At 64.7% G+C, this 21,209-nt stretch carries 20 protein-coding genes; 10 read left to right on the top strand and 10 right to left on the bottom strand.

Going from position 1 to position 21,209, the window contains the following annotated elements; genetic code table 11:
* Positions 1-35: 35 nt before the first annotated feature.
* Entirely contained in the window at positions 36-875 is an 840-nt protein-coding gene (locus FXB41_RS19610) for a protein-disulfide reductase DsbD domain-containing protein (protein WP_007599865.1), read from the bottom strand.
* 142 nt (positions 876-1,017) lie between these two features.
* Here FXB41_RS19610 and FXB41_RS19605 point away from each other — a divergent pair, with 142 nt between their 5' ends.
* Entirely contained in the window at positions 1,018-1,662 is a 645-nt protein-coding gene (locus tag FXB41_RS19605; protein ID WP_007599866.1) for a YqgE/AlgH family protein, read from the top strand.
* A gap of 126 nt (positions 1,663-1,788) precedes the next feature.
* On the opposite strand, the gene FXB41_RS19600 is transcribed toward FXB41_RS19605, so the two are convergent.
* Positions 1,789-2,676 (bottom strand): TauD/TfdA dioxygenase family protein, encoded by an 888-nt coding sequence (locus tag FXB41_RS19600; protein WP_007599867.1) that lies wholly within the window; start codon positions 2,674-2,676, stop codon positions 1,789-1,791.
* A gap of 190 nt (positions 2,677-2,866) precedes the next feature.
* Positions 2,867-3,646, bottom strand: a complete 780-nt coding sequence (locus FXB41_RS19595; protein WP_219682883.1) for an SDR family NAD(P)-dependent oxidoreductase — start codon at positions 3,644-3,646, stop codon at positions 2,867-2,869.
* A gap of 98 nt (positions 3,647-3,744) precedes the next feature.
* On the opposite strand from FXB41_RS19595, the gene FXB41_RS19590 reads away from it, so the two are divergent.
* A complete protein-coding gene (locus FXB41_RS19590; RefSeq protein ID WP_246648984.1) occupies positions 3,745-4,536 on the top strand; it encodes an SDR family NAD(P)-dependent oxidoreductase in 792 nt (263 codons plus the stop codon).
* Between the two features lie 18 nt (positions 4,537-4,554).
* Positions 4,555-4,929, top strand: coding sequence for a CsbD family protein (locus tag FXB41_RS19585; RefSeq protein WP_007599877.1), 375 nt, complete (start codon positions 4,555-4,557; stop codon positions 4,927-4,929).
* 161 nt (positions 4,930-5,090) lie between these two features.
* Here the strand turns inward: FXB41_RS19585 and FXB41_RS19580 are convergent, their stop codons facing one another.
* Both FXB41_RS19580 and FXB41_RS19575 read right to left on the bottom strand, forming a co-directional pair.
* On the bottom strand, positions 5,091-6,779 hold the full coding sequence (locus FXB41_RS19580; RefSeq protein WP_219682882.1) for an SGNH/GDSL hydrolase family protein: 1,689 nt from the start codon (positions 6,777-6,779) through the stop codon (positions 5,091-5,093).
* 170 nt (positions 6,780-6,949) lie between these two features.
* Positions 6,950-8,347: a lytic murein transglycosylase gene (locus tag FXB41_RS19575; RefSeq protein WP_007599883.1), complete on the bottom strand. Its 1,398-nt coding sequence runs from the start codon at positions 8,345-8,347 to the stop codon at positions 6,950-6,952.
* A gap of 203 nt (positions 8,348-8,550) precedes the next feature.
* Between FXB41_RS19575 and FXB41_RS19570 the strand changes: the two genes are divergently transcribed.
* Positions 8,551-9,426: a UTP--glucose-1-phosphate uridylyltransferase gene (locus FXB41_RS19570; protein WP_007599884.1), complete on the top strand. Its 876-nt coding sequence runs from the start codon at positions 8,551-8,553 to the stop codon at positions 9,424-9,426.
* A 91-nt stretch (positions 9,427-9,517) separates the two neighbouring features.
* On the opposite strand, the gene FXB41_RS19565 is transcribed toward FXB41_RS19570, so the two are convergent.
* Positions 9,518-11,014: a sensor domain-containing diguanylate cyclase gene (locus FXB41_RS19565; protein ID WP_219682985.1), complete on the bottom strand. Its 1,497-nt coding sequence runs from the start codon at positions 11,012-11,014 to the stop codon at positions 9,518-9,520.
* A gap of 144 nt (positions 11,015-11,158) precedes the next feature.
* Here FXB41_RS19565 and FXB41_RS19560 point away from each other — a divergent pair, with 144 nt between their 5' ends.
* The gene (locus FXB41_RS19560; protein ID WP_007599886.1) at positions 11,159-11,431 is read left to right on the top strand and encodes a DUF7662 domain-containing protein; all 273 of its coding nucleotides are present in this window, start codon (positions 11,159-11,161) and stop codon (positions 11,429-11,431) included.
* Between the two features lie 109 nt (positions 11,432-11,540).
* On the opposite strand, the gene FXB41_RS19555 is transcribed toward FXB41_RS19560, so the two are convergent.
* A complete protein-coding gene (locus FXB41_RS19555; protein WP_026232774.1) occupies positions 11,541-14,417 on the bottom strand; it encodes an EAL domain-containing protein in 2,877 nt (958 codons plus the stop codon).
* 154 nt (positions 14,418-14,571) lie between these two features.
* Positions 14,572-15,570, bottom strand: a complete 999-nt coding sequence (locus FXB41_RS19550) for an NAD(P)H-quinone oxidoreductase (protein ID WP_219682881.1) — start codon at positions 15,568-15,570, stop codon at positions 14,572-14,574.
* A 111-nt stretch (positions 15,571-15,681) separates the two neighbouring features.
* Between FXB41_RS19550 and FXB41_RS19545 the strand changes: the two genes are divergently transcribed.
* Positions 15,682-15,873, top strand: a complete 192-nt coding sequence (locus FXB41_RS19545; RefSeq protein ID WP_219682880.1) for a DUF1192 domain-containing protein — start codon at positions 15,682-15,684, stop codon at positions 15,871-15,873.
* A gap of 576 nt (positions 15,874-16,449) precedes the next feature.
* Entirely contained in the window at positions 16,450-16,959 is a 510-nt protein-coding gene (gene rcdA / locus FXB41_RS19540) for a protease adaptor protein RcdA (RefSeq protein WP_219682879.1), read from the top strand.
* A gap of 197 nt (positions 16,960-17,156) precedes the next feature.
* Here the strand turns inward: rcdA and rpmE are convergent, their stop codons facing one another.
* Positions 17,157-17,384: a 50S ribosomal protein L31 gene (gene rpmE / locus FXB41_RS19535; RefSeq protein WP_007599895.1), complete on the bottom strand. Its 228-nt coding sequence runs from the start codon at positions 17,382-17,384 to the stop codon at positions 17,157-17,159.
* Between the two features lie 212 nt (positions 17,385-17,596).
* Here rpmE and FXB41_RS19530 point away from each other — a divergent pair, with 212 nt between their 5' ends.
* The 3 genes from FXB41_RS19530 to FXB41_RS19520 all read left to right on the top strand — a co-directional run bounded on the left by FXB41_RS19530 (position 17,597) and on the right by FXB41_RS19520 (position 20,643).
* Positions 17,597-19,423 carry an ABC transporter ATP-binding protein/permease gene (locus FXB41_RS19530; RefSeq protein ID WP_219682878.1) on the top strand — a complete coding sequence of 609 codons (1,827 nt, stop codon included), beginning with the start codon at positions 17,597-17,599 and terminating at the stop codon, positions 19,421-19,423.
* A 518-nt stretch (positions 19,424-19,941) separates the two neighbouring features.
* Positions 19,942-20,307: a GNAT family N-acetyltransferase gene (locus FXB41_RS19525; protein WP_157158624.1), complete on the top strand. Its 366-nt coding sequence runs from the start codon at positions 19,942-19,944 to the stop codon at positions 20,305-20,307.
* A 162-nt stretch (positions 20,308-20,469) separates the two neighbouring features.
* Positions 20,470-20,643: a hypothetical protein gene (locus FXB41_RS19520; protein ID WP_007599901.1), complete on the top strand. Its 174-nt coding sequence runs from the start codon at positions 20,470-20,472 to the stop codon at positions 20,641-20,643.
* Positions 20,644-20,974: 331 nt separating this feature from the next.
* Here the strand turns inward: FXB41_RS19520 and FXB41_RS19515 are convergent, their stop codons facing one another.
* Positions 20,975-21,196 carry a hypothetical protein gene (locus tag FXB41_RS19515; protein ID WP_007599912.1) on the bottom strand — a complete coding sequence of 74 codons (222 nt, stop codon included), beginning with the start codon at positions 21,194-21,196 and terminating at the stop codon, positions 20,975-20,977.
* Positions 21,197-21,209 lie beyond the last annotated feature (13 nt).

The raw sequence follows: 21,209 nt of genomic DNA, 5'->3' as shown, positions 1-21,209 counted from the left end.
TCCTGGATCTACGCTCCGCTTGTCCAGGACGACAATCACTCCAAATTGGTATTGAACTCGTACGACTTCTCCGGTCCGACCAGCGTGAACTTCAGCGCTGCGCCGTCGGGCTTGGCGCCCGGCGGCAGTCCGTCGAGCTCGAAAGAAAATCGCTTCACGCCCGGTGGGCTGGGCTCGACCGGTGCCGGGATGGGCAACGCCCAATCAGGCGTCGGGCCTTCCACGTAGAGATTGACGGTGCGCGCATCGGGCGCGACCACGTCGACTACGACATTCTTGGGCCCGTCACGCTTGACGTCGCGGATGGTGAGCGGGTTGGGATCGCCGATGGTGGCAGGCTTGGGCACGGTGTCGAGCGCTGCACGCAGATTGGCATCCTCGGTCGAGGCGACGCTGTTGAAGCCGAGCTCGGCGCGGGCCTCGACGGGAATGCACAGCTTTTCGCACACCGCATAATTGATTTCGGCGCGCAGCGTCACCGGCTTGTCGGCCGCCTTGGCGATGATGCGCAGGGGCAGCACGATCTGGTTGTGATAGCCGATCGAATGGCCGCCCGCGCCGTCGTCGAATTTCTGCGGGGCCGGCCACATCACCGTCACCGCTTCGACATTGTCGGATTTCGAGAAATCGAAGCGCGGCGGAACGCCGGAATCGCCCGGCATGCGCCAATAGGTCTTCCAGCCGGGCTGGATCTGGAAGGCGATACCGCCGAGCAGGACGGCGCCGCTGCGCGATCCCGCCAGCAACCGCACCGCGGAATGTCCGTCGCGTTGCCATGGCGATGAATCGTCGGCATGGGCATCAAGCGCCAGCGACGACGCGAGCAGGGTTGTCGCGACGCCAACCGCCGCACGCAGGGGAACTCTTGTCAGCATGGTACGTCTTTACAGGGTGACCCCGCGGCAAACCATTGAATTGCTTGTGATGGATGCACTTGAATCGAGTCCCTGCAAGCCTTGATTTGACAGCCGGTCGGCCCGACATCAGGATAGGAACTGAAACCGGAGTGCTTCACCGATGGCTCCCACAGGCAAGAGGACGGGCGAAAGCACCCGCAAGTCAGCCCCCGCGCTCCCGAGTTCGGCGGGCTACCTCGACGGCCAGTTGTTGATCGCCATGCCCGTGATGGGCGACGAGCGCTTCGAGCGCTCGGTGATCTATCTCTGCGCCCACTCCGCCGAAGGCGCGATGGGCATCATCGTCAACCACCCGGCCGGCAGCATCGACTTCCCCGAGCTGTTGGAGCAACTCGGCATCATCAAGAAGGGCGAGCACATCAAGCTGCCGGAGAATGCCGAAAGCATGAAGGTGCTACGCGGCGGTCCGGTCGATACCGGCCGCGGCTTCGTGCTGCATTCCAGCGATTTCTACATCGAGAACGCGACGCTCCGGATCGACGACGGCGTCTGCCTCACCGCGACCGTCGACATCCTGCGTGCGATCGCCAACGGCTCCGGTCCCAAGCACGCCATCCTCGCGCTCGGCTATGCCGGCTGGGCGCCGGGCCAGCTCGAGACCGAAATCCAGAGCAATGGCTGGCTGCATTGCGACGCGGATTCGGATTTGATCTTTGGCGACGACGTCGACGAAAAATACGGACGCGCGCTGCGCAAGATCGGCATCGATCCCGGCATGCTCTCGAACGAGGCGGGCCACGCGTAGCCTTGCTGTCATGCCCCGCGAAGGCGGTGCATCCAGTACGCCGCGGCGTATCGGTTCTGTCACAACCGTCTCGGAGTACTGGATCGCCGGTCAAGCCGGGCGATGACACCGATTACTGGGTAGCACCTACTCCGCCGCCTGCTGCTGCACCGTCGGCTCCGTGCCTGCCACCGTCGCGCGGCGCATGTCGCGGGGCTGCGACTGGTCGTAGCGGCGGACGCGGTGCATGGTCTGGCGGTTGTCCCACATCACGAGATCATGCAGCTTCCATTTGTGGACGTAGACGAACTCGCTTTGCGTCGCGTGCTCGTTGAGATCGCGCAGCAGCAGCCTGCCCTCGGGGACGCTCATGCCGACGATCTTGCCCGCATGCGATGAGAGATAGAGCGACTTGCGGCGATGCACGGGATGGGTGCGCACGAGACGTTGCAGCACCGGCTTGAACATCTGCTTCTCGTCATCGGTGTATTCGGTGAAGCCGAGCGATCCCCGCGAATACATCAGCGAGTGCTCGCAGACGAGGTCCTCGATTTCGGCCTTGGTCTCGTCGTCGAGCGCATCATAGGCCGCGCGCATGTCCGCGAATTCGGTGTTGCCGCCCTTCGGGTTCACCACGCGCGCCGACAGCAGCGAGAATTTTGCCGGGATGGGGCGGAACGAGCTGTCGGAATGCCACAGGCAGTTGCCGAGATTGAACAGATGCGCGCGGCTGTCCTTCGCCAGCGGCTTGCCGTCCTTGCCGAGATTGGAGACGTCGTTCAGGCCCGTCTGGAGCCGGTAGTCCTTTTCCTTCGTCACGGTGCCGCCGCGCGCGTCCTCGCGCTGGCCGAAATTCAGCGCAAAGGCCATCTGCTGTTCGTCGGTGATGTCCTGATCGTGGAACACCAGCACCGCATATTTGTCCATGGCGGCTTCGACCTCGCGCGCCTCATCTGGTGTGAGAGGCTGTCGCAGATCGAGGCCGGAAACCTCGCCGACAAAATGTGTCTGAAGTTGCCGGATGGCGATCGTCATGGCGTTTTCTCCCGGGCGTGCAAGCGGTTGGTCCCGCTCTGTCGAGGAAAAAGTTACTCCCGTAACGGGCGATGTCAACGCTCGGTGCGCATAGCTGCCTGTAGCCCGGATGGTGCGAAGCGCAATCCGGGGCATCGTGCCGCGGAAAGACCTTCCCGGATTGCGCTGCGCTCCATCCGGGCTACAGCTCTCACGCGTTGCGCGCCATCAGGCCGCCGTCGACAGGGATGACCGCGCCGGTGAGGAAGGACGCCGCCGGCAGGCACAGGCTCAGCGTCATGTGCGCGACCTCCTCCGGATCGCCGTAGCGGCCGAGTGCCGTGCGGCGCTTGGCGTAGATGGTCTTGTGCTCTTCCGAGATCCGGTCGGTGATGGCGGTGCGGACCGGCCCCGGGCAGATGCAATTGACGGTAATGCCTTCGCGGCCGAGCTCCACCGCGAGCGAGCGGGTGAGGCTGGCGACGCCGCCCTTCGCCGCCGAATAGGGGCTGTGCAATGCGGTGGCGCCGAGCGCCTCGGTCGAGGCGATGTTGACGATGCGCGGGCTGTTCGACTTGCGCAAGTGAGGCAGCGCGGCGCGGATGATGCGCGGATGCGCCGTCAGCATCACCGCGATACCCCTGGTCCAGGCGTCCTCATAGGCTTCGTCGTCGATCGCGACGCGCACGGAGATGCCGGCATTGTTGACGATGATGTCGAGCCCGCCGAAATGCGCGGCGACGTCGCCGACCACGCGTTTGATCTCATCGCCGTCGGCAACGTCGAGCTTCCAGGCTTTCGCGGCGCCGCCGCTTGCCGCGATCTCCTTCGCGACGGCCAGGGCGCCTTGCTCGTCATAATCCGTGATGGCAACGTTGGCGCCGTCAGCGGCGAACACGCGTGCCGTTGCACGCCCCATGCCGCTGGCCGCGCCGGTGACGAGAACGGTCAGGCCCTTCACGGACCGGCTGAGCTGTTTGAACTCGGACATGCTGTTTCCTCGCGGCGTCTTGTTTCTTGTTATGAGATGGACAAGGCTGGCATCGATCCGCAGACAGGTCAAACAAGCAGAACAAAAGGGAGGCCCCGATGACGAACGAACTCGATTTCCCAGGCAAGCAGGTGCTGGTCGTCGGCGGATCCAGCGGCATCGGCAACGGCATCGCGCAAGCCTTTCGCGTCAGGGGCGCGCAAGTAGCGGTCTGCGGCACGCGGGCTCACGCGAAGGAATATTCGCAAGCGGAGGGCTCGGATCTCACCGGTCTTTCCTACGCGCAGCTCGACGTCGGCAATGCCGGAGCGGTCGAAGCGTTCAAGCCGTCGTTCGAACGGCTCGATATCCTGGTGCTCGCGCAGGGCGCGGTGCTCTATCGCCGTGGCGAGTTCGAGATGGCGGGCTTCCGCAAGGTCGTCGAGGTCAATCTGATGAGCCTGATGGCCTGCGCCACGCGCTTTCATTCGATGCTGCGGGACTCGCGGGGATCGCTGATCATGGTGTCCTCGACCGCGGCCTATCATTCCACCATGGGCAATCCTGCTTACAACGCGTCGAAGACGGGCGCGGTCGGATTGACGCGGACGCTGGGCGAGGCCTGGGCCGAAGACGGCATCCGCGTCAACGGCATCGCGCCCGGTCTGGTCGACACCAAGATGACGAAGGTGACGACCGACAATCCCAAGCGGCTCGAAGGTGCACTTTCGCGCATTCCGCTGCGGCGATTGGGCACGCCGGCTGACATGGCGGGCGCGGCGCTGTTCCTGGCATCGCCGCTGTCGTCCTACATCATCGGCCAGACATTGGTCGTCGACGAGGGCTCATTCTTTGAGTCCAATTTCAAGTCACATGGAACTGCGCCGCTCCTGATCGGTTACTTGGGCTGACCCCCGAGGAGGAGCATCATGGATAAAGATCGGATTGTCGGATCGGCCAAGGAATTCGCCGGACGCGCGGAAGGCGCTGTCGGTGATCTCGCAGGCGATGCGCAGACACAGGCGTCGGGCAAGGCGCGGGAAGCCGCAGGCTCCGTGCAGAATCTCTACGGCCAAGCCAAGGATGCCGTCCGTGACGCGACGGACACCGCGGCCAGCTATGCCAAGGACGCCTATGACAAGCCGGCCGAAACCTTGCGCGACGGTTCGCAGGCGATTGCCCAGAAGGTGCAGGACAACCCGCTCGGCGCGCTGCTGGTCGCCGGCGGTATCGGCTTCGCCCTCGCGTTGCTGATGGCACGGCCTTCGCGCCGCCCGCCGCCGCGCTGGCGCTATTACGGCTGAAGCCAACGCACGATAAGCATCAGGCCCCGGACGCAACACGGCGTGTAACGCCGCGTTGCTGAGCCGGGGCCCATTCTTTTTGGACGTGCTGGTCCCGGCTCTGCGCAGCAGCGTTTCACGCTGCAGAGCGTCCGGAACACGAAGACCTCAGCTTAGAAAAATTATCGGAACACTTCCGCCGATCGCCCGACATTGCCAGGCGGCCGCGGGATCGCGGGGTTGGGAGTCGGATTGCGCGGCGCTGGCGCCAATTGACGCGACGGGGGCGGCGGCGAGCCAAAGCCGAAGAAATCGCGCATCGATGGCGCTGCCTGTGCCGGTTGCTGCTGCGCCGGTGGCTTCTTCGGCGCAAGCTTTGGCGGGGCGATCGCTGCGGCCGCACCCGGCGTACCGCCATCGGGTGTCGTCGTGGCGACCGGCGTATCGCCCTTGGCCTGCTCGCGGCCGACTTCGCGGCGCGGCCAGGCATAGTCGTCGGCGCGGCCGGCAGGCGCAGCCAGTGGCTCGCCCTTCACCATCGTCTTCGCAGCGAGCGCATCGACGGCGGCAGGACGCGAGCCCGGCCCACCCAGCAATTGATCGGTCGAGATCGAGGCCGCAACCAGCGGCACGATCGGGCCGGCCAGCGGCCGCGGTGCGGGCTTGCCGGGCTCGGCGCTGGTATCGGGTGTCGCCGGCTCGCTCGGCAGCGCGATCGGACCGGAGCGGCCTGCGAGCAGGCGCGTGATCTCGCGCTCGACATAATGCGCGAGCTTGCGCGCGCCGGGTTTTGTGAAATAGACGCCGTCGCCGCTGCGGAGCTGACGGATCTGGCCTTCGAAGTCCGGGCCCTTCTGAAGGAAGCGGCCGGCTTCGTCTACAAAGCCGTCCCAGACGTCGACATAGGTGATGCCGGCCTTGGCCGCGCCTTCGCGATAGAGCGAATCCAGGAACAGCATGTCCGCCGTGCCCTTGGGGCCGCGGATCGCGGGCAGGCCGACCCAGAGCACCGGCACGCCTTTGGCCTTGAGGACGTTGGCGAGCTCCTCGATCTTCTTGCCGTAGAGCTCGACCCAGCGCTCGTCGCGGAATTCGTAGACACCGTTCGGATTGCGCGCCGTCTTTTCGGGCGCGGCCGCAGGCGTGTCGGCGCTATCGGCATCATCCTGCGGCAGGTCGGTGTCGGCGGGCTTGTCGTCCGGCTTGGCGGCCGTGTCGGGTTTGGCATCGCCCGGCTTGTCACCCGGCTTTCCTTGCGGCTTGGCGCGGGCGCCCTTGTCGTTCTTCTTGTCTTTGTCCTTGTCCGAGGCCTTGTCGGATTTCTCGGCCACCGGCTCGCGGATCGAGATGCGGTCGTTGAGGCCGAGCATGACGACGATGATTTCAGGCTTCTCGGTCTCGAGAATGCCCTTGGCCGCAGCCACCCAATCAGAGGGCTCGCCCTTCGGCTGGTACTTGATCAGGCCGGATGTGGTCTTGTGCTTGCGGATCACGCCCATGTCGGGCTGCTCGGTGTAGGCGTCTTCCAGGCCGTAGGCGAGCCAGTCGGCCATGGCGTCACCGATCACCAGCACGTTCTTGTCGGGCGTGGTGTCACGCTTGGCTGGCGCCGGCGCGCGCGAAAAATCCTGGCGCGGCGCCTGCTGCTGTTGCTGCTGGAACGGCGCGAAGAAATCTCCGCCGAACCAGCCGCCGCCTCCGCCATTGCGCGGCGGCGGGGCCGCGCGCTGCGGTGGACCGCCGAAGCCGGGGAAGTTGAAGAACTGCGCCGAGGCCGGGCCGGCAACCGATGCCAGAATCGCAAGCGCCGTCCCCAGCGCGATCAACGGGCCGGTCTCGGTCAGCGCCTTGAGCAGGGACTTCTTCGACATGCGATCTCGGGCACGCGCAATGGGGGATCGGGACACGCTCGATATAATAACGGAATCGGGCGCCAAACGGGCAGATTCTGTTGCAGATTTTGACCCATACGCCGAGGAACAGGCGCCGCCGTCAAGGCTGCCTGCCAAAATCCCTGTTCAGGGTTACTTTCGACGCGATTTTACCGCCCGCGCAGCCGGTCCAGCACGTCGGAGGAGGCAAAACCGTCGGCGGGGACCCCGATCGAGGCCTGGAAGTTGCGCAGGGCCTCCCGGGTCTGGCCGCCGAACTGGCCGTCCGGGGTGCCCTTGTAGAAGCCGCGTTGGGCCAGCAGCTGCTGCAGTTCCAGCCGCTCGGTGCGGGACAGCTCCCGCTCCTGCCGCGGCCAGGGCTGCACGAAGGGCTGGCCGCCGCGGAGGCGATCGGCGAAATGGCCGATCGCCAGCGCATAGGCCTCGGCCGGGTTGTACTTCATGATGACGCGGAAGTTCTGCAGCATCAGGAAGCCCGGCCCTTGGGCACCGGCCGGCGCAAGCAGATAGGCCTTCTCCGCCGGATGCGGGAAGGGCTGGTTGGTCGGGCGCTTGAGGCCGAGCTTTTCCCATTGCGCCATCGTCATCGCCTTGGCGCGGTCGGCCAGCATGTAGTTGAAGCCTTGGGGCACCACGACCTCGTAGCCCCAGGTCTGGCCGGCCTGCCAGCCGTCCTTCTTCAGATTGTTGGCGGTCGACGCGATCAGGTCGGAGGGATTGTCGACGACGTCACGCCGGCCGTCGCCGTCGCCGTCCACGGCAAAGCGCTTGAACGCGGTCGGCATGAACTGCGTCGGGCCGAAGGCGCCGGCCCAGGAGCCGCGCAACTGTTCGGGCCTGAGATCGCCGCGGTTGAGGATCTCCAGCGCCGAGAGGAATTCGTCCTTGAAGTAAGCTTGGCGGCGCCCGATGCAGGCGAGCGTCGCGGTCGATTGCAGCACGCTGCGATCGCCCATCTGCGTCGAGTAGTTGGACTCGATGCCCCAGATCGAGGCGATGATATAGCGGTCGACGCCGGTGGCTTTTTCAGTGGCGTCGAACTGCGCTTTGTACTTGGCGAGAACCTCGCGGCCCTTGGCGAGGCGGTTGTCGTTCACGAGGATGTCGAGATAATCCCAGATCGACTTAGTGAACTCGGGCTGCGAGTCCATCAGGTCCATGATGCGCAGATCGGGCGCGAGGCCTGCCGTGAAGCGCTGGAAATTTTCCTGCGTGATGTTGCGCCGTGCGGCATCGGGCCACATCCCTGCGACGCAATTGTTGAAGCTACCCGCGGCCTCGCGGATCGCGGCGGCTGTCATCAGCGGATGGCCGGAGGCGCCGTCCTCGCCGGTCCAGGGTTGAACTCCCGTTTGAGCGCCGCTGGATCCGGGCGCTGCTTGCGAAGTCGCCGGGTTCGGGCCTGAGAAAATACCGCCGAACAGATTGGACAGACCGTTCTGAGCCTGCGCGCCGGCGGGAAGCGGGAACAGCAGGGCGGCCGCAATCATCGTCGCACCGGTCACGGACCCGCCCCGTTTCGCCAGCCCTGCCATTGATTGCATCATGTCCACACCTGTCCGGCCAAAATCCGCCCTCAGGAGGCCTGGTTACGGTTGCCAACAGCTTAACAAAGGTGAAATTTTGATGGTGGCCTTTTTCTTAACTCTGTGAGGATGAGGCCCCACATCCGCCTTTGTTGGCGGCTGCAAACAAGCTAGCAAGATGCCATTGCTCCCTTCACTTGTTCCTCAGGTATTCGATCAATCCCATGAAAATCCGCAAAGCCGTATTTCCCGTTGCCGGCCTCGGCACCCGCGTCCTGCCCGCCACCAAGGCGATGCCGAAGGAAATGCTGACGATCGTCGACAAGCCGCTGATCCAGTACGTCTATGACGAAGCCAGGGAAGCCGGCATCGAGCACTTCATCTTCGTCACCGGCCGCAACAAAAGTGTCATCGAAGATCATTTCGACCGGATGTTCGAGCTTGATGCGACGCTGGCCGCGCGCGGCAAGAAGACCGAGCAGGACGTTCTGGCGCAGAACCAGCCGGAGGCCGGCGCCGTCAGCTTCACTCGCCAGCAGGCGCCGCTCGGCCTCGGTCACGCAGTCTGGTGCGCGCGCGACATCGTCGGCAACGAACCGTTCGCGGTCGTGCTGCCGGACGAACTCGTGCTCAATTCGCCCGGCTGCCTGAAGCAGATGATCGACACCGCCAGCAAGCTCGGCGAAAAATCCAATGTCATCGCGGTCGAGCCGGTGCCCGACCATCTGACCCATCAATACGGCATCTGCGGCGTCGGCAAACGCACCGGCAAGATGTTCGAGGTCGACGGCATGGTCGAGAAGCCGGCCAAGGGCACCGCGCCCTCCAACCTCTCGATCACCGGCCGCTACATCCTGCAGCCGGAGATCTTCAAGATCCTGGAGACCCAGGAGCGCGGCGCCGGCGGCGAGATCCAGCTCACCGACGCCATGATCGGCCTCGCCAGATCGCAAAAATTCTACGGCGTCGAGTTCGAGGGCGAGCGCCACGATTGCGGCTCCAAGCCCGGCTTCCTCCGCGCCAACATCGCCTACGGCCTGAAGCGGCCGGAGCTGCGTGACGGGCTCATTGCGGAAATGAAGAAGTATTTGGGGCAGTAACGCTCCCAGTCGTCCCGGCCTAGTGCGCAATTGCACACTAGGCCGGGACGACACTGAAGTTGTGGCGAGCGACACGCTCCAACGCCGAGACTTAAGCCACCAGCGACAGCTTCGGCAGGCTCGCGACCACCGACTGGTTGCGGCCGCCGGCTTTTGCGGCGTAGAGCGCCTTGTCGGCGGCGGCGACCAGGAGCGGCCAGTCCATGCCGGTGGTGGGAACGAGGCTCGCGATGCCGCAGGACACTGTCGAGCTCGTGTGGTCGTCGGACCAGCCCTGCACCTTCGCGCGGATCTTCTCGGCCACCGTGAGGGCGTCGGTGACCGAGGTGCCCGGCAGCAGCACGGCGAATTCCTCGCCGCCATAGCGTGCGGCGCAGTCGCTGGCGCGGCTCACCGAATCGGAAATGCAGATGGCGATGCCGACCAGCACCTGGTCGCCGGCCTGGTGGCCGAAGGTGTCGTTGTAAGCCTTGAAGTGATCGGCATCGATCATCAAGAGCGCGATCGGCGTCTGCTGCCGCATCGCGCGGCGCCATTCGACGTCGATCACCTGGTCGAACTTGCGGCGGTTCTTCAGGCCGGTGAGCGCGTCGGTCGTCGCCATCTCCTCGAGCTTGCGCTCGGCCTCGGCGCGCCGGCCGATCTCGCGCGCGAGCACCAGCGTCGATGCCAGCATGAACACGCTGAGCGCCAGCACCACGGCGCCGATGCGGTAGGCTTCCTTCTGCCAGAGCTCGAACACGGCGTTCAGTGGCTTGCCTGCCACCACGAATAGCGGGCTGCTCCCACTACTGCGGACATAGAGCCGCGGCGTGCCGTCGATCGGCCCCTGTCCGGCGAATGCGCCGCCGACCTTCAGATTTTCGGCCTTCCAGACCGGCCGGTTGGCCAGATTCGTGCCGATCACGTCGAGATCAAACGGCCGCCGCATCATGACGGTACGGTCGCGCCTGAGCACGGTGATGGTGTCGTCGGCATCGAGGCTCAGCCGCTCGAACAATTCGTGGAAATAGCTGAAGCGGATCGAGCCGGCGACGACGCCGAGGAAGCCCCCGTCGGTGTCGCTGATACGCCGGCTCAGCACGATCGAATAGGCGCCGCGGAACAGCATGGGACGGCTGATGAAGAGGCCTGCGTCCGGATTGTCGCGATGAGCCTTGAAGTAATCCTCGTCGCTGCGGTTCTCGGCAACGGGATCGAGCGTGGAGGCGTCGATGGTTAGCCGGCCGTCGGCGTCGAACACCTGGATCGCGCCGAAATGCCTCGCCGTGGTCGCATGGTCGAACAGGATGAGGTGACGGATCGGCTTCGAGACCGTGCCGATTTCCGGCAGCAGCATGTTGCTGGCGACCGCCTTGAGGGCCAGGTCGTAGATCTCGATGTTGCGGCTGACGTCGGACTCGATGGTCGTCGCCAGGTTTTCCAACGTCTGGCGGGCGAGCGCCTCCTCGCCGCGGCGCATGTCCAGCATGACGTTGACGCAAATGGCGGAAAAGCCGATCACCGTCACCACGGACGAGATGATCAGCAGTTTCGCCGAAAGCCGCCATGGCCGCCGGGCCGTGACGTCGCGCCATCGAGACAACATCATTTGCTCCCGACATTAGTGAATGCGCCCGAAAGCTTGAGCAGTGTTTAAGCCGGGACGGCGCTGCCGGAATGAGTTAAAAATTGGTTTCCGCGGCTGACGTTTTTGGGCAAAGCGGGGCTTCGACCAGCGAAGAGGACAGCGGTGAACGACTACGACGCGTTGCGCGATTATCTGATGCGGCAGAAGCAGGCGGAATTCGTGCTGACCTATGAACAGATCGAAGAGATCATCGGCGCGGCCCTGCCGCGCGCGGCGAATCGTGCCTCATGGTGGGACAGCCTGCGCAGCCCGGACATCCAGATGCCCCAGCGCGAAGCCTGCCTCGCCGCGGGTTTCAAGGCGATGCGAATGCCGGACGGTGCGAGCGTGCGGTTCACGAAGCTGAAGAGCGACCGGCGGCGGCCAGTATCGTAGGGTGGGCAAAGCGAAGCGTGCCCACCACCTCTGTTGCAATGTTGGATTGATGGTGGGCACGGCGCAAGTGCGCCTTTGCCCACCCTACGGGACCGGACTCGCGTTGAGATCAGCTCGCCGCTTCCAGGCGCACTTCCGTGAGCAGGCGCATCGCGGCGTCGGCGTCCATGGGTTCGCCGAAGGCAAACCCCTGCGCGTATTCGCAGCCCATCTGGTAGAGCTCGACCGCGTCGGAATCGGTCTCGGCACCTTCGGCGACCACGTCCATGCCGAGGTCGTGCGCGAGCGCGATGATGGATTTCAGGATCACCGGGCGGGTGCCGCGGTTGGTGGTGCGCACGAAGGACTGGTCGATCTTGATGGTGTCGAACGGGAAGCGCTGCAGATAGGCCAGCGACGAATGGCCGGTGCCGAAATCGTCGAGCGACAGCCCGGTGCCGAGCTCGCGGATCCGCGTCAGCATCTGCGCCGCGTGCTCCGGATTCTCCATCACCAGCGATTCCGTCAGTTCCAGCTTCAGCGTGCCGCGCGCGACTGAGGAGCGCGACAGCACGGTGCGGATGTCGTGGATCAGATCGTGCCGCAGCAATTGCCGCGAGGAGACGTTGACCGATGCGAAGATCGGCTCGCGCGAGCGCATCGCGCGCTGCCAGATCGAGAGCTGCTTGGCGGTCTGGTCGAGCACGAACATGCCGAGGTCGATAATCAGGCCGGTCTCTTCCGCGATGGTGATGAATTCCGACGGTGCCATGCGTCCGAGCTTGGGATGATCCCAGCGCACCAGCGCCTCGAAGCCGGCGACCGAACGGTCTTCGAGCCGTACGATCGGCTGATATAGAATCGTGAGCTCCTGCCGCTCGATGGCGCGGCGCAATTCGCTCTCCAGCGTCAGCCGGTCGGTTTTTCGCGCGCGCATCGCGGACTTGTAAACGTCGATGCGGTCGCCGCCGATGCGCTTGGAGTGATACATCGCAAGCTCGGCGTCCTTGATGATCTCGTCCGTGAGCTGAACTTGCGGATCGGACAAGGCAAGGCCAATCGAGGCCGTGAGAAAGATCTCGCGTTCGTTGAAGGCGATCGGCGCGCGGATGGTCTTGCGGATGGTCTCGGCAAAGGCGGTGATGCGGGCGGGGTCCTGCTCCGAGAGCAGGATCAGGCCGAACTGGTCGCCGGCGAGCCGCGCCAGCGTATCCTGCGGCTTCAGGATGCGGGTGAGGCGGCGGGCCAGCGTCAGCAGGATGGAATCGCCGACGGCGATGCCGACGGAATCGTTGACCTGCTTGAAACGGTCGAGGTCGATCACCATCAGCGTCGGCCGCAGCGTCGGCATGGTCTTGGCGAAATGCGCGACGGCGCCGAGCCGGTCCATGAACAGCTTGCGGTTGGGCAGGCCGGTGAGATTGTCATGCACGGAATCGTGCAGCAGGCGCTCCTCGGCGTTGCGCAGCTCGGTGACGTCGGTGAGGGTACCGACCACGCGCGAGACCTCGCCGTCGGAGCCGACCACCGGGCGCGCCTTCAGCGCGAACCACATGAAGTGACCGTCCGGCGTGCGCAGGCGGAAATCCTGCACCAGGCGGCCGCGGCGCTGGTCGAGCACGCTGTCGAGCGCGGCGCGGAAACGGTCCTGGTCGAGCGGGTGCAGCACTTCGAGCCAGGAAGCGGCCGGACCTTCCAGCGTGCCGCGCTTGAGGCCGAGCAGGGCTTCGGTCTCGGGGCTGGTGAAGACCTTGTCGGCGGAAACGTCCCAGTCCCAGATCAGATCGCCGGAACCGGCCAGCGCCAGCGCGCGGCGCTCGATGTCGGAGACGACGCCGGTGGTGGCGCCGCCGCCCGCGAACGCATGCTGCATCACCGTGAAGCCGATCAGCATCACGATCAGCACGAGGCCGCCGAGCAGGGCAGGGCCGACGATGTCATTGGTGACGGAGCCTGCGACCGTCATGCCGGCCGCGACCACCCAGACCACCAGCAGGAACCAGGTCGGGATCAGCAGCACCGCGCGGTCGAAGCCGTGGGTGGAGAGATAGACGATCAGCGCGAAGCCGGCGAAGGCGATCAGCACCAGCGAGATGCGCGCGATGCCGGAGGCCACCGCGGGGTCGAACAGGGCCAGCGCAACCAGCGAGCCCAGGAACGCGAGCCAGCCCACCGTGATGTGGGAATACCGCACGTGCCATCGACTGAGATTGAGATAGGCGAACAGGAACACCAGCAGCGTCGCCGCCAGGATCGCCTCACCCGCCGCGCGCCAGATGCGCTCGGCGTTGTTCGACATGTCGAGCACCTTGCCCCAGAAGCCGAAATCGACGCCGATATAGACCAGCACCGCCCAGGCCAGCGCCGCGGCGGCCGGGAACATGATGCTGCCCTTGACCACGAACAGGATGGTCAGCACCAGCGCCAGCAAGCCGGAGATGCCGATCACGATGCCCTGGTACAGCGTGAACGAGTTGACCTTGTCCTTGTAGGATTCCGGCTCCCACAGATAGAGCTGCGGCAGCTTGTCGGTGCGCAGCTCCGCGACGAAGGTGACGACGGCGCCGGGATCGAGGGTGACGCGGAAGACGTCGGCGGTCGGGCTCTCCTGCCGCTCCGGCCGGTCGCCGGTCGAGGGCGTGATGGTCGCGATGCGGGACAGCCCGAGGTCGGGCCAGAGCAGCCCCGAGGAGACGATGCGGTAATGCGGGGCGACGATCAGGCGGTCGAGCTGGTCGTCGGTGTTGTTGGCGAGCGCGAACACCACCCAGTTCTGGCCGCCTTCGCGGGCGCGCACCTCGATGCGGCGGACGATGCCGTCGGTGCCGGGCGCAGTGGAAACCTGGATGCGGTCGGCGTCGCTGCGCTGATGCTCGAGCACGCCGGTGAGGTCGATTGCGGGCGCGTCACCGCGGACGCTGACAGCGTCGAGCGCGCGCGCCGGGAACGCGCAGACGAGAATCATGAGGCCCAGCGCTATGGGCGCGAGGCACCTGATCAGACGCAAGGTCAGTTCTCCGCGTTCGACGCAAACTCTTCGGTGCAGGCTTTTCGGTGCACGGCGTTTTCCGAACGGAACAAAGTGGTTCGGTGCGTCGCGATAGATGCCACGAAAGCGAGGAAAATCAAAGGGTTTCCGGCTTGCCCTGTGGGCCGCTGGCCTAGACCTCCAACACAATTTTGCCAATATGTGCAGAGGTTTCCATCCGCCGGTGCGCGTCGGATGCCTTTTCCAGCGGGAAAGTGCTGTCCACCAGCGGCTTGACCCGGCCTTCGCGCAACAGCGGCATCACTTTCGCCTCGATCGCGGCCACCATCGCCGCCTTGTCCGCATTACTACGGGGGCGCAGCGTCGAGCCGGTGTGGGTCAGGCGCTTCACCATCACCTTGGCGATGTTGACGGTGACCTTGGGCCCGTTGAGGGTCGCGATCTGCACGATGCGGCCGTCGACCGCGGCGGCGTCATAGTTGCGATCGACATAGTCGCCGGCGACCATATCGAGGATCAGATTGGCGCCGGCATTGTTCGTCTCCGCCTTGACCACGGCGACGAAGTCTTCGTCCTTGTAGTTGATGGCCCGATCCGCGCCGAGCTTGAGGCAGGCATCGATCTTGTCCTGCGATCCCACGGTGACGATCACCTTGGCGCCGAACGCTTTTGCGAGCTGGATCGCCATGGTGCCGATGCCCGAGGAGCCGCCATGGATCAGCAGCGTCTCGCCGGCCTTCAGCCCGCCGCGCTCGAACACATTGTGCCAGACCGTCATCAGCGTTTCCGGCAGCGCACCGGCTTCCTTGATCGAGAGCGACGGCGGCACGCTCATCGCCTGACCGTCCTGGGCGATGCAGTACTGCGCATAACCGCCACCGGCGACCAGCGACATCACCTTGTCGCCGATCTTGTGCCGCTTGGCGTTGCTGCCGACGGCCACCACTTCGCCCGCGATTTCGAGGCCGGGCAGGTCGCTGGCGCCGGGCGGCGGCGGATAGGCGCCGGAGCGCTGCGCGACGTCGGGCCGATTGACGCCGGCGGCCTGCACCTTGACCAGGATCTCGTCGGGACCGGGCTGCGGCAGTGCCCGTTGTTCCGGCACCAGCACTTCCGGTCCGCCGGGTTTGGAGATGGCGACCACGGTCATTTGCGCGGGCAGCTTGTCCATGATGTGTCCTTGAGCAAAGGTGCGGGATGGAACGAGGCCATTGCTTAGCCAGCGCAATGCAGGCTGGCAACCGCCTCAGCCGCTTGTGATGCGAACGCAGGAGGAACAAGGATGGCGATGGAAGACGACGACCGTCCGCGCAAAAAGATCAGCCATGACATCGGACAGGATCTCTCACTCTTGTCAGTGGAGGAACTGACCGAACGCATCGCGCTGCTCAAGACCGAGATCGCAAGATTGGAAGAAGCCACAACAAAGAAGCGCGCCTCGCGCGATGCGGCCAACAGCGTTTTCAAGTCGTAGGGTCCGACGCTGGAGCGGGGCTGGCCTCACACACGGTCCTCATCCTGAGGAGCGCGGCACGCGCGTCTCGAAGGATGGCCGCGGGCGAGAGCAGGGCCTGCATGGTCCCGGCGATGCGAAGCATCGTCCGGAGACGCGCGCGAAGAGCGCGCTCCTCACCATGAGGGTCTGGTTTCGGCCTTCGCTGCGGATGCGCGTGAAGAATTCGTTCCACCGCCCACTCGGCCACTGACCGACATGGCTAACGAACCCTCAAAATAATCGCTCGTTTACTCCACATTAAGCTTTCGAGTTTATGACTGGGAACTGTCCTTGTTTGGACACCGAGTGGCTCCTGTCCACTCTGTTTGACGCCTCCCTGTTATCAACTTTCAAAGCCGCCGGTTTTCCGGCGGCTCTTTTTTTGCGTCGACGCCCGCTTTTTGCGTCTCGCTCCGGTTGAAGTCCGGGCAAAGACCCGCGGAAACCATATCCGCGCTTGTCACTGGACTCGGCGCTCCCAGCGCGCAATGATTTGTTCATCATAAGCCGGCGCCAAAGCCGGGCAGTCAGACAGTTGCGTAAGGGGCGTTAACCATGGAACGTTTGCAGGCCGAAGGCGCTCTCGTTCAACTCAGCGAGCGGTTCACCAATTCTGCGGCGTTCGGCGTCCTGTTCCGTGAGGGCATGGACCTGGTTGAAGAGACCGCCGCTTATCTCGATGGCGCCGGCCGCACCGAGGCCAAGGCGCTCGATCGCGCCGTCAGCCTCACCTATGCGACCGAGAGCATGCGTCTGACCACCCGCCTGATGCAACTCGCCTCGTGGCTGCTGCTGCACCGCGCAGTGAAGGAAGGCGAGATGACGCTGGGCCAGGCCAACCGCGAAAAAACCAAGGTCAAGCTCTCCGCCGCCGATCCCGGCTCAACCGACAGCATCGAGAAGCTGCCGTCGCAGCTCCAGGATTTGATCCATCGCTCGATGAGCCTCCAGACCCGGGTGCGCCGCCTGGACGCCACCATCCACACCCCGCCGGTCGATCATTCCTCGATCGGCAATCCGCTGGTGCCGCATCTCAACGCGCTGAAGGCGGCGTTCGAGCGGTAAGCGCAGGTGCCGTAGGGTGGGCAAAGGCGCGCAGCGCCGTGCCCACCATTTCTCTCGGATCGCAATCAAGGTTGGTGGGCACGCTACGCTTTGCCCACCCTACGAGTTCTCGTCCTGGTCGAGAGCACATCGCCTCAAAACAAAAAAAACGCCTCCGGCTCTCCGGGGGCGTTTTCGTCTCCAGCCTTGCGGCCGGATCAATCCTTTTTGAGAAAGCCCGAAAACTTCTTCTGGAAGCGCGAGACGCGGCCGCCGCGATCCATCAGCTGCGCGTTGCCGCCGGTCCAGGCCGGGTGCGACTTGGGGTCGATGTCGAGGTTCAGCGTGTCGCCTTCCTTGCCCCAGGTGGAACGGGTCAGGTACTCGGTTCCGTCGGTCATCACGACCTTAATCGTATGATAGTTCGGGTGAATTTCGGCTTTCATGGCAATTCCTCGGCGCCCCGGCGCCTCACTTGAGTGGCTATCGAATGACGGATTTGGCGCGGTCTATACCCCACGAGGCCCTGTAAAACAAGCCATTGCAGGGCCTTAATAGGGGACCGGGCGGGCCCCTAAGGGACATCCCGGATTTGCCACTCCCGCTCGCCCGGCCTATCTGGAGCGGAGCACCTCTCTTTGTCTTTTGGTCGGATCTCATGAGCGCAGTTGAACGGCTTGAAACCGGGCCCGCAGAAGCCCCGTCGATCGAGGCCGACCTGATCGAGGCGCCGGCGAAGAGCCGCGCCAAGCTGCGGCCGCTGCTGGCGCTCGCGCCCTATGTGGCGCGCTATAGCGGCCGGGCGGCGCTGGCGTTCGTGGCGCTGACGATCGCGGCGCTGACCACCCTGCTGGTGCCGGTTGCGGTGCGCAGGATGATCGATTTCGGCCTGACGCCTGAGGGCATCGAGCTGATCAACAGCTACTTTTCGGTGATGATCGCCGTCGTCGCCGTGCTCGCTCTCGCAAGCGCCGCGCGCTACTACCTCGTGATGACGATCGGCGAGCGCATCGTCGCCGATCTCAGGCGCGACGTCTTCGCCCATCTGCTGTCGCTATCGCCGGCCTTCTTCGATTCCGCGCGCAGCGGCGAGCTGGTGTCGCGCCTGACCGCCGACACCACCCAGATCAAATCCTCCGTCGGCGCCTCGGTCTCGATCGCGCTGCGCAACCTGATGATGTTCTTCGGTGCCGCCGCGATGATGGTGATCACCAGCCCGCGGCTGTCAGGCTTCGTGCTGCTCGCGATTCCCCTGATCGTGCTGCCGCTGGTCGCCTTCGGGCGCTGGGTGCGCCGTCTGTCGCGCAATGCGCAGGACACGCTGGCCGAGGCCTCCGCCTATGCGAGCGAGCTGGTCGGCGCGATCCGCACCGTGCAGGCCTATACCAGCGAGAGCCTCGCCGAGAGGCGCTTCGGCGGCGAGGTCGAGCAGGCTTATGAAGCCGCGCGCACCTCCACGCAGGCCCGTGCCGTGCTCACCGCCATCATCATCTTCATCGTGTTCGCAAGCGTGGTCGCGATCCTCTGGATCGGCTCGCACGACGTGCTCACTGGCACCATCACGCCGGGCCGGCTCGGCCAGTTCGTGCTCTATGCGGCTTTCGCCGCGGCTGGCCTCGGCCAGCTCAGCGAGGTCTGGGGCGAGATCTCGGCGGCATCCGGCGCTGCCGAGCGCCTGTTCGAGATTCTGCATGTGCAGCCGGACATCACCGCGCCCACGTCGCCGCGCGCGCTGCCGGTGCCGGCGCGCGGCGAAGTCGGCTTCGACCAGGTCAGCTTCGCCTATCCGGCGCGGCGCGACGTCAATGTGCTCGATGCCGTGTCGTTCACCGTGCGCCCCGGCGAGAAGGTTGCCATCGTCGGTCCGTCCGGCGCCGGCAAGAGCACGATCTTTCATCTGCTGTTGCGCTTCTACGATCCGCGCAGCGGCGCGATCTCGCTCGACGGCGTGCCGGTCAAATCCGCCGATCCGCGTGAATTCCGTTCGCGCATCGCGCTGGTGCCGCAAGAATCCAACGTGTTCGCGGCAAGCGCCCGCGACAACATCCGCTTCGGCCGGCCCGATGCCACCGATGCCGAGGTCGAGCGCGCCGCCGAGCTCGCGCATGCCGCCGAGTTCATCCGCCGCCTGCCCGAAGGTTTCGACACCCCGCTCGGCGAGCGCGGCGTGACGCTATCAGGCGGCCAGCGCCAGCGCATCGCGATCGCGCGCGCGATCCTGCGCGATGCACCGCTGCTGCTGCTCGACGAAGCCACCTCCGCGCTCGATGCCGAAAGCGAGACGCTGGTGCAGACCGCGCTGGAAGAGCTGATGCGCCACCGCACCACCCTCGTGATCGCGCACCGCCTCGCAACCGTCTTGTCCTGCGACCGCATCCTGGTGATGGACCAGGGCAGGATCGTCGAACAGGGCACGCATGCGGAGCTGGTCGCCGCGAACGGGCTCTATGCCAGGCTGGCGAGGTTGCAGTTCGAGGGGGCGTGAGGCGAGGGCGCTCGGAACGCCGCCCCACTCAAGGTGTCATCACCCGCGAAAGCGGGTGATCCAGTACTCCGAGACGGAAGTGATCAACCGATAAGCCGCGGCGTACTGGATTCCCCGCCTTCGCGGGGAATGACAGCGGAGGTTTTGGAAGCCGCTTCGCGCCACATCGGCTTCCTCGAACAGCACGAGCGGATCTTCCGCATCGCAAGATTGGTCGGGCTGTGTGCTTTGCCGGTGCCGGTGCCGGTGCTGCGACTGCGCTCGGACCAGCGAACCAGGCGGCTTCGTTTCCGCTGGCTTGCCCTTGTCGGACGCGAAGGGGACGGAGTGCCCGCCTCATCGAGGCCCGCTGCTAGGCCAGTATGAGACATCGGAGGCGGCGATGTGGTATCCGAAATCAATGCATGGAGCCAAGCCTCGTGACTTGTGTTCTCAGACCGCCAACAGTTGAGGAGCTACCTACGCTCTCGGCCTTGTGCCTTAGATCGAAAGCTGTATGGGGCTACGGCAACGACTTCATGGAGGCCTGTCGGAGCGAACTCACCATCGAAGCATGCGAACTCCAATCCAGTTCAATTGCAGTGGCGGAAGAGAACGGCAAGATCGTCGGCGTCGCCCAAGTCAGGGTCACTGGAAGCTGGGCTGATTTGTTGAAGTTGTTCGTCGAGCCGACGATGCTTCGCGGTGGCTTGGGAATGAAGTTGTTTCATTGGGCTGCCAGCGAAGCAACAGCGATGGGTGCTCACCGCATGGCGATCGAGGCCGACCCAGATGCCGCGCCATTCTATCGACGCATGGGGGCGAAGGACTCCGGCTTTGCTCCGTCCGGCTCGATACCTGGCAGAATGCTTCCCAAGCTGATCAAGGAGCTGGGATCGATGTGAAATCGCTCGGCCTTCGGTGGCCCCGAACGGTTGGTCACGACGTTCGCGCTCAGGGTAGACGGGACTTGGCCGCTCGACCGACAAACCGCGCTCACCGCCCTTAGCGGACACCAGCCTCACACGGCTCCTTAACTGAAGTGCCGTCGTGATTTGGAAACGTGCATGATTGTTCTCATCTGCCCAATCCTGTTCATCCTCCTCATCCTGTTCGCCATTCGACAGCAGAAGCGCGGCCTTGCGGGATGGAAAGCGGCCCTGCTTGTTGTCGCAGGTAGCGGCGTCATCGTTTTCATGAGTTTCGGCTTGCTCATCGTAGGCTTCCGCAACTTCGGATAGGCGCAGCCCGCGCCCTGAGCCGCGTGCATGAACCTTGCAGTTCCCCCAGATGTGGCGCCTAATCAGGTATCGCCGGCCAAAGGCTCGTCCGTAGGCGTCGGTGCCTGAGAGATGATTTGTGCTCCCGCCTCAACGGGAGTGCGCCTCATGGCCCAGCCGTACAGCAAAGAGACCCTCGAGCTTTTGGAGCGGGCGCAGCGAGCGATCGATGAGTCGATCCGGCTCCGCGAAGACAGCCACCGCGCGCTCCGCCAGGCTGAAAGCTGGCATTTCGATCTTGAGCTCCGCTTGAGCCGAGAGCGCCTCGCGGCGAGTTACGCGACAGCGCCGCTCATCGACACTTCGGCGACAGCGCCGGCACATTCGGCCACGGCCAATTCTTCCAGCTCCCGTCCTCATCAACGCAGGCCGATGGCTCAAGGCCATGCGTCGGAGCACTCGTCGTCTTGACCGGCGTGGCGAGGCGTTGGTCGACATAGCTCGTCGAGACATATCCGGCGACGATGACGCCGAGCAGGACCGAAGATCCCTTGGCCAGATCGCTCAGTTTCATCGGTCATCTCCAT

The sequence above is a fragment of the Bradyrhizobium canariense genome, assembly GCF_019402665.1.
Classification (GTDB): domain Bacteria; phylum Pseudomonadota; class Alphaproteobacteria; order Rhizobiales; family Xanthobacteraceae; genus Bradyrhizobium; species Bradyrhizobium canariense.
Note: the sequence above shows the minus strand (reverse complement) of the source record. Positions and strands in the feature narration are given on the sequence as shown.

What these genes read in the sequence shown, in the direction of transcription:
- FXB41_RS19610 (WP_007599865.1), bottom strand. Translation starts at nt 875, where the DNA reads ATGCTGACAAGAGTTCCCCTGCGTGCGGCGGTTGGCGTCGCGACAACC.
- FXB41_RS19605 (WP_007599866.1), top strand. Translation starts at nt 1,018, where the DNA reads ATGGCTCCCACAGGCAAGAGGACGGGCGAAAGCACCCGCAAGTCAGCC.
- FXB41_RS19600 (WP_007599867.1), bottom strand. Translation starts at nt 2,676, where the DNA reads ATGACGATCGCCATCCGGCAACTTCAGACACATTTTGTCGGCGAGGTT.
- FXB41_RS19595 (WP_219682883.1), bottom strand. Translation starts at nt 3,646, where the DNA reads ATGTCCGAGTTCAAACAGCTCAGCCGGTCCGTGAAGGGCCTGACCGTT.
- FXB41_RS19590 (WP_246648984.1), top strand. Translation starts at nt 3,745, where the DNA reads ATGACGAACGAACTCGATTTCCCAGGCAAGCAGGTGCTGGTCGTCGGC.
- FXB41_RS19585 (WP_007599877.1), top strand. Translation starts at nt 4,555, where the DNA reads ATGGATAAAGATCGGATTGTCGGATCGGCCAAGGAATTCGCCGGACGC.
- FXB41_RS19580 (WP_219682882.1), bottom strand. Translation starts at nt 6,779, where the DNA reads ATGTCGAAGAAGTCCCTGCTCAAGGCGCTGACCGAGACCGGCCCGTTG.
- FXB41_RS19575 (WP_007599883.1), bottom strand. Translation starts at nt 8,347, where the DNA reads ATGATGCAATCAATGGCAGGGCTGGCGAAACGGGGCGGGTCCGTGACC.
- FXB41_RS19570 (WP_007599884.1), top strand. Translation starts at nt 8,551, where the DNA reads ATGAAAATCCGCAAAGCCGTATTTCCCGTTGCCGGCCTCGGCACCCGC.
- FXB41_RS19565 (WP_219682985.1), bottom strand. Translation starts at nt 11,014, where the DNA reads ATGTTGTCTCGATGGCGCGACGTCACGGCCCGGCGGCCATGGCGGCTT.
- FXB41_RS19550 (WP_219682881.1), bottom strand. Translation starts at nt 15,570, where the DNA reads ATGGACAAGCTGCCCGCGCAAATGACCGTGGTCGCCATCTCCAAACCC.
- FXB41_RS19545 (WP_219682880.1), top strand. Translation starts at nt 15,682, where the DNA reads ATGGCGATGGAAGACGACGACCGTCCGCGCAAAAAGATCAGCCATGAC.
- rcdA (WP_219682879.1), top strand. Translation starts at nt 16,450, where the DNA reads ATGGAACGTTTGCAGGCCGAAGGCGCTCTCGTTCAACTCAGCGAGCGG.
- rpmE (WP_007599895.1), bottom strand. Translation starts at nt 17,384, where the DNA reads ATGAAAGCCGAAATTCACCCGAACTATCATACGATTAAGGTCGTGATG.
- FXB41_RS19530 (WP_219682878.1), top strand. Translation starts at nt 17,597, where the DNA reads ATGAGCGCAGTTGAACGGCTTGAAACCGGGCCCGCAGAAGCCCCGTCG.
- FXB41_RS19525 (WP_157158624.1), top strand. Translation starts at nt 19,942, where the DNA reads ATGGAGGCCTGTCGGAGCGAACTCACCATCGAAGCATGCGAACTCCAA.
- FXB41_RS19520 (WP_007599901.1), top strand. Translation starts at nt 20,470, where the DNA reads ATGATTGTTCTCATCTGCCCAATCCTGTTCATCCTCCTCATCCTGTTC.
- FXB41_RS19515 (WP_007599912.1), bottom strand. Translation starts at nt 21,196, where the DNA reads ATGAAACTGAGCGATCTGGCCAAGGGATCTTCGGTCCTGCTCGGCGTC.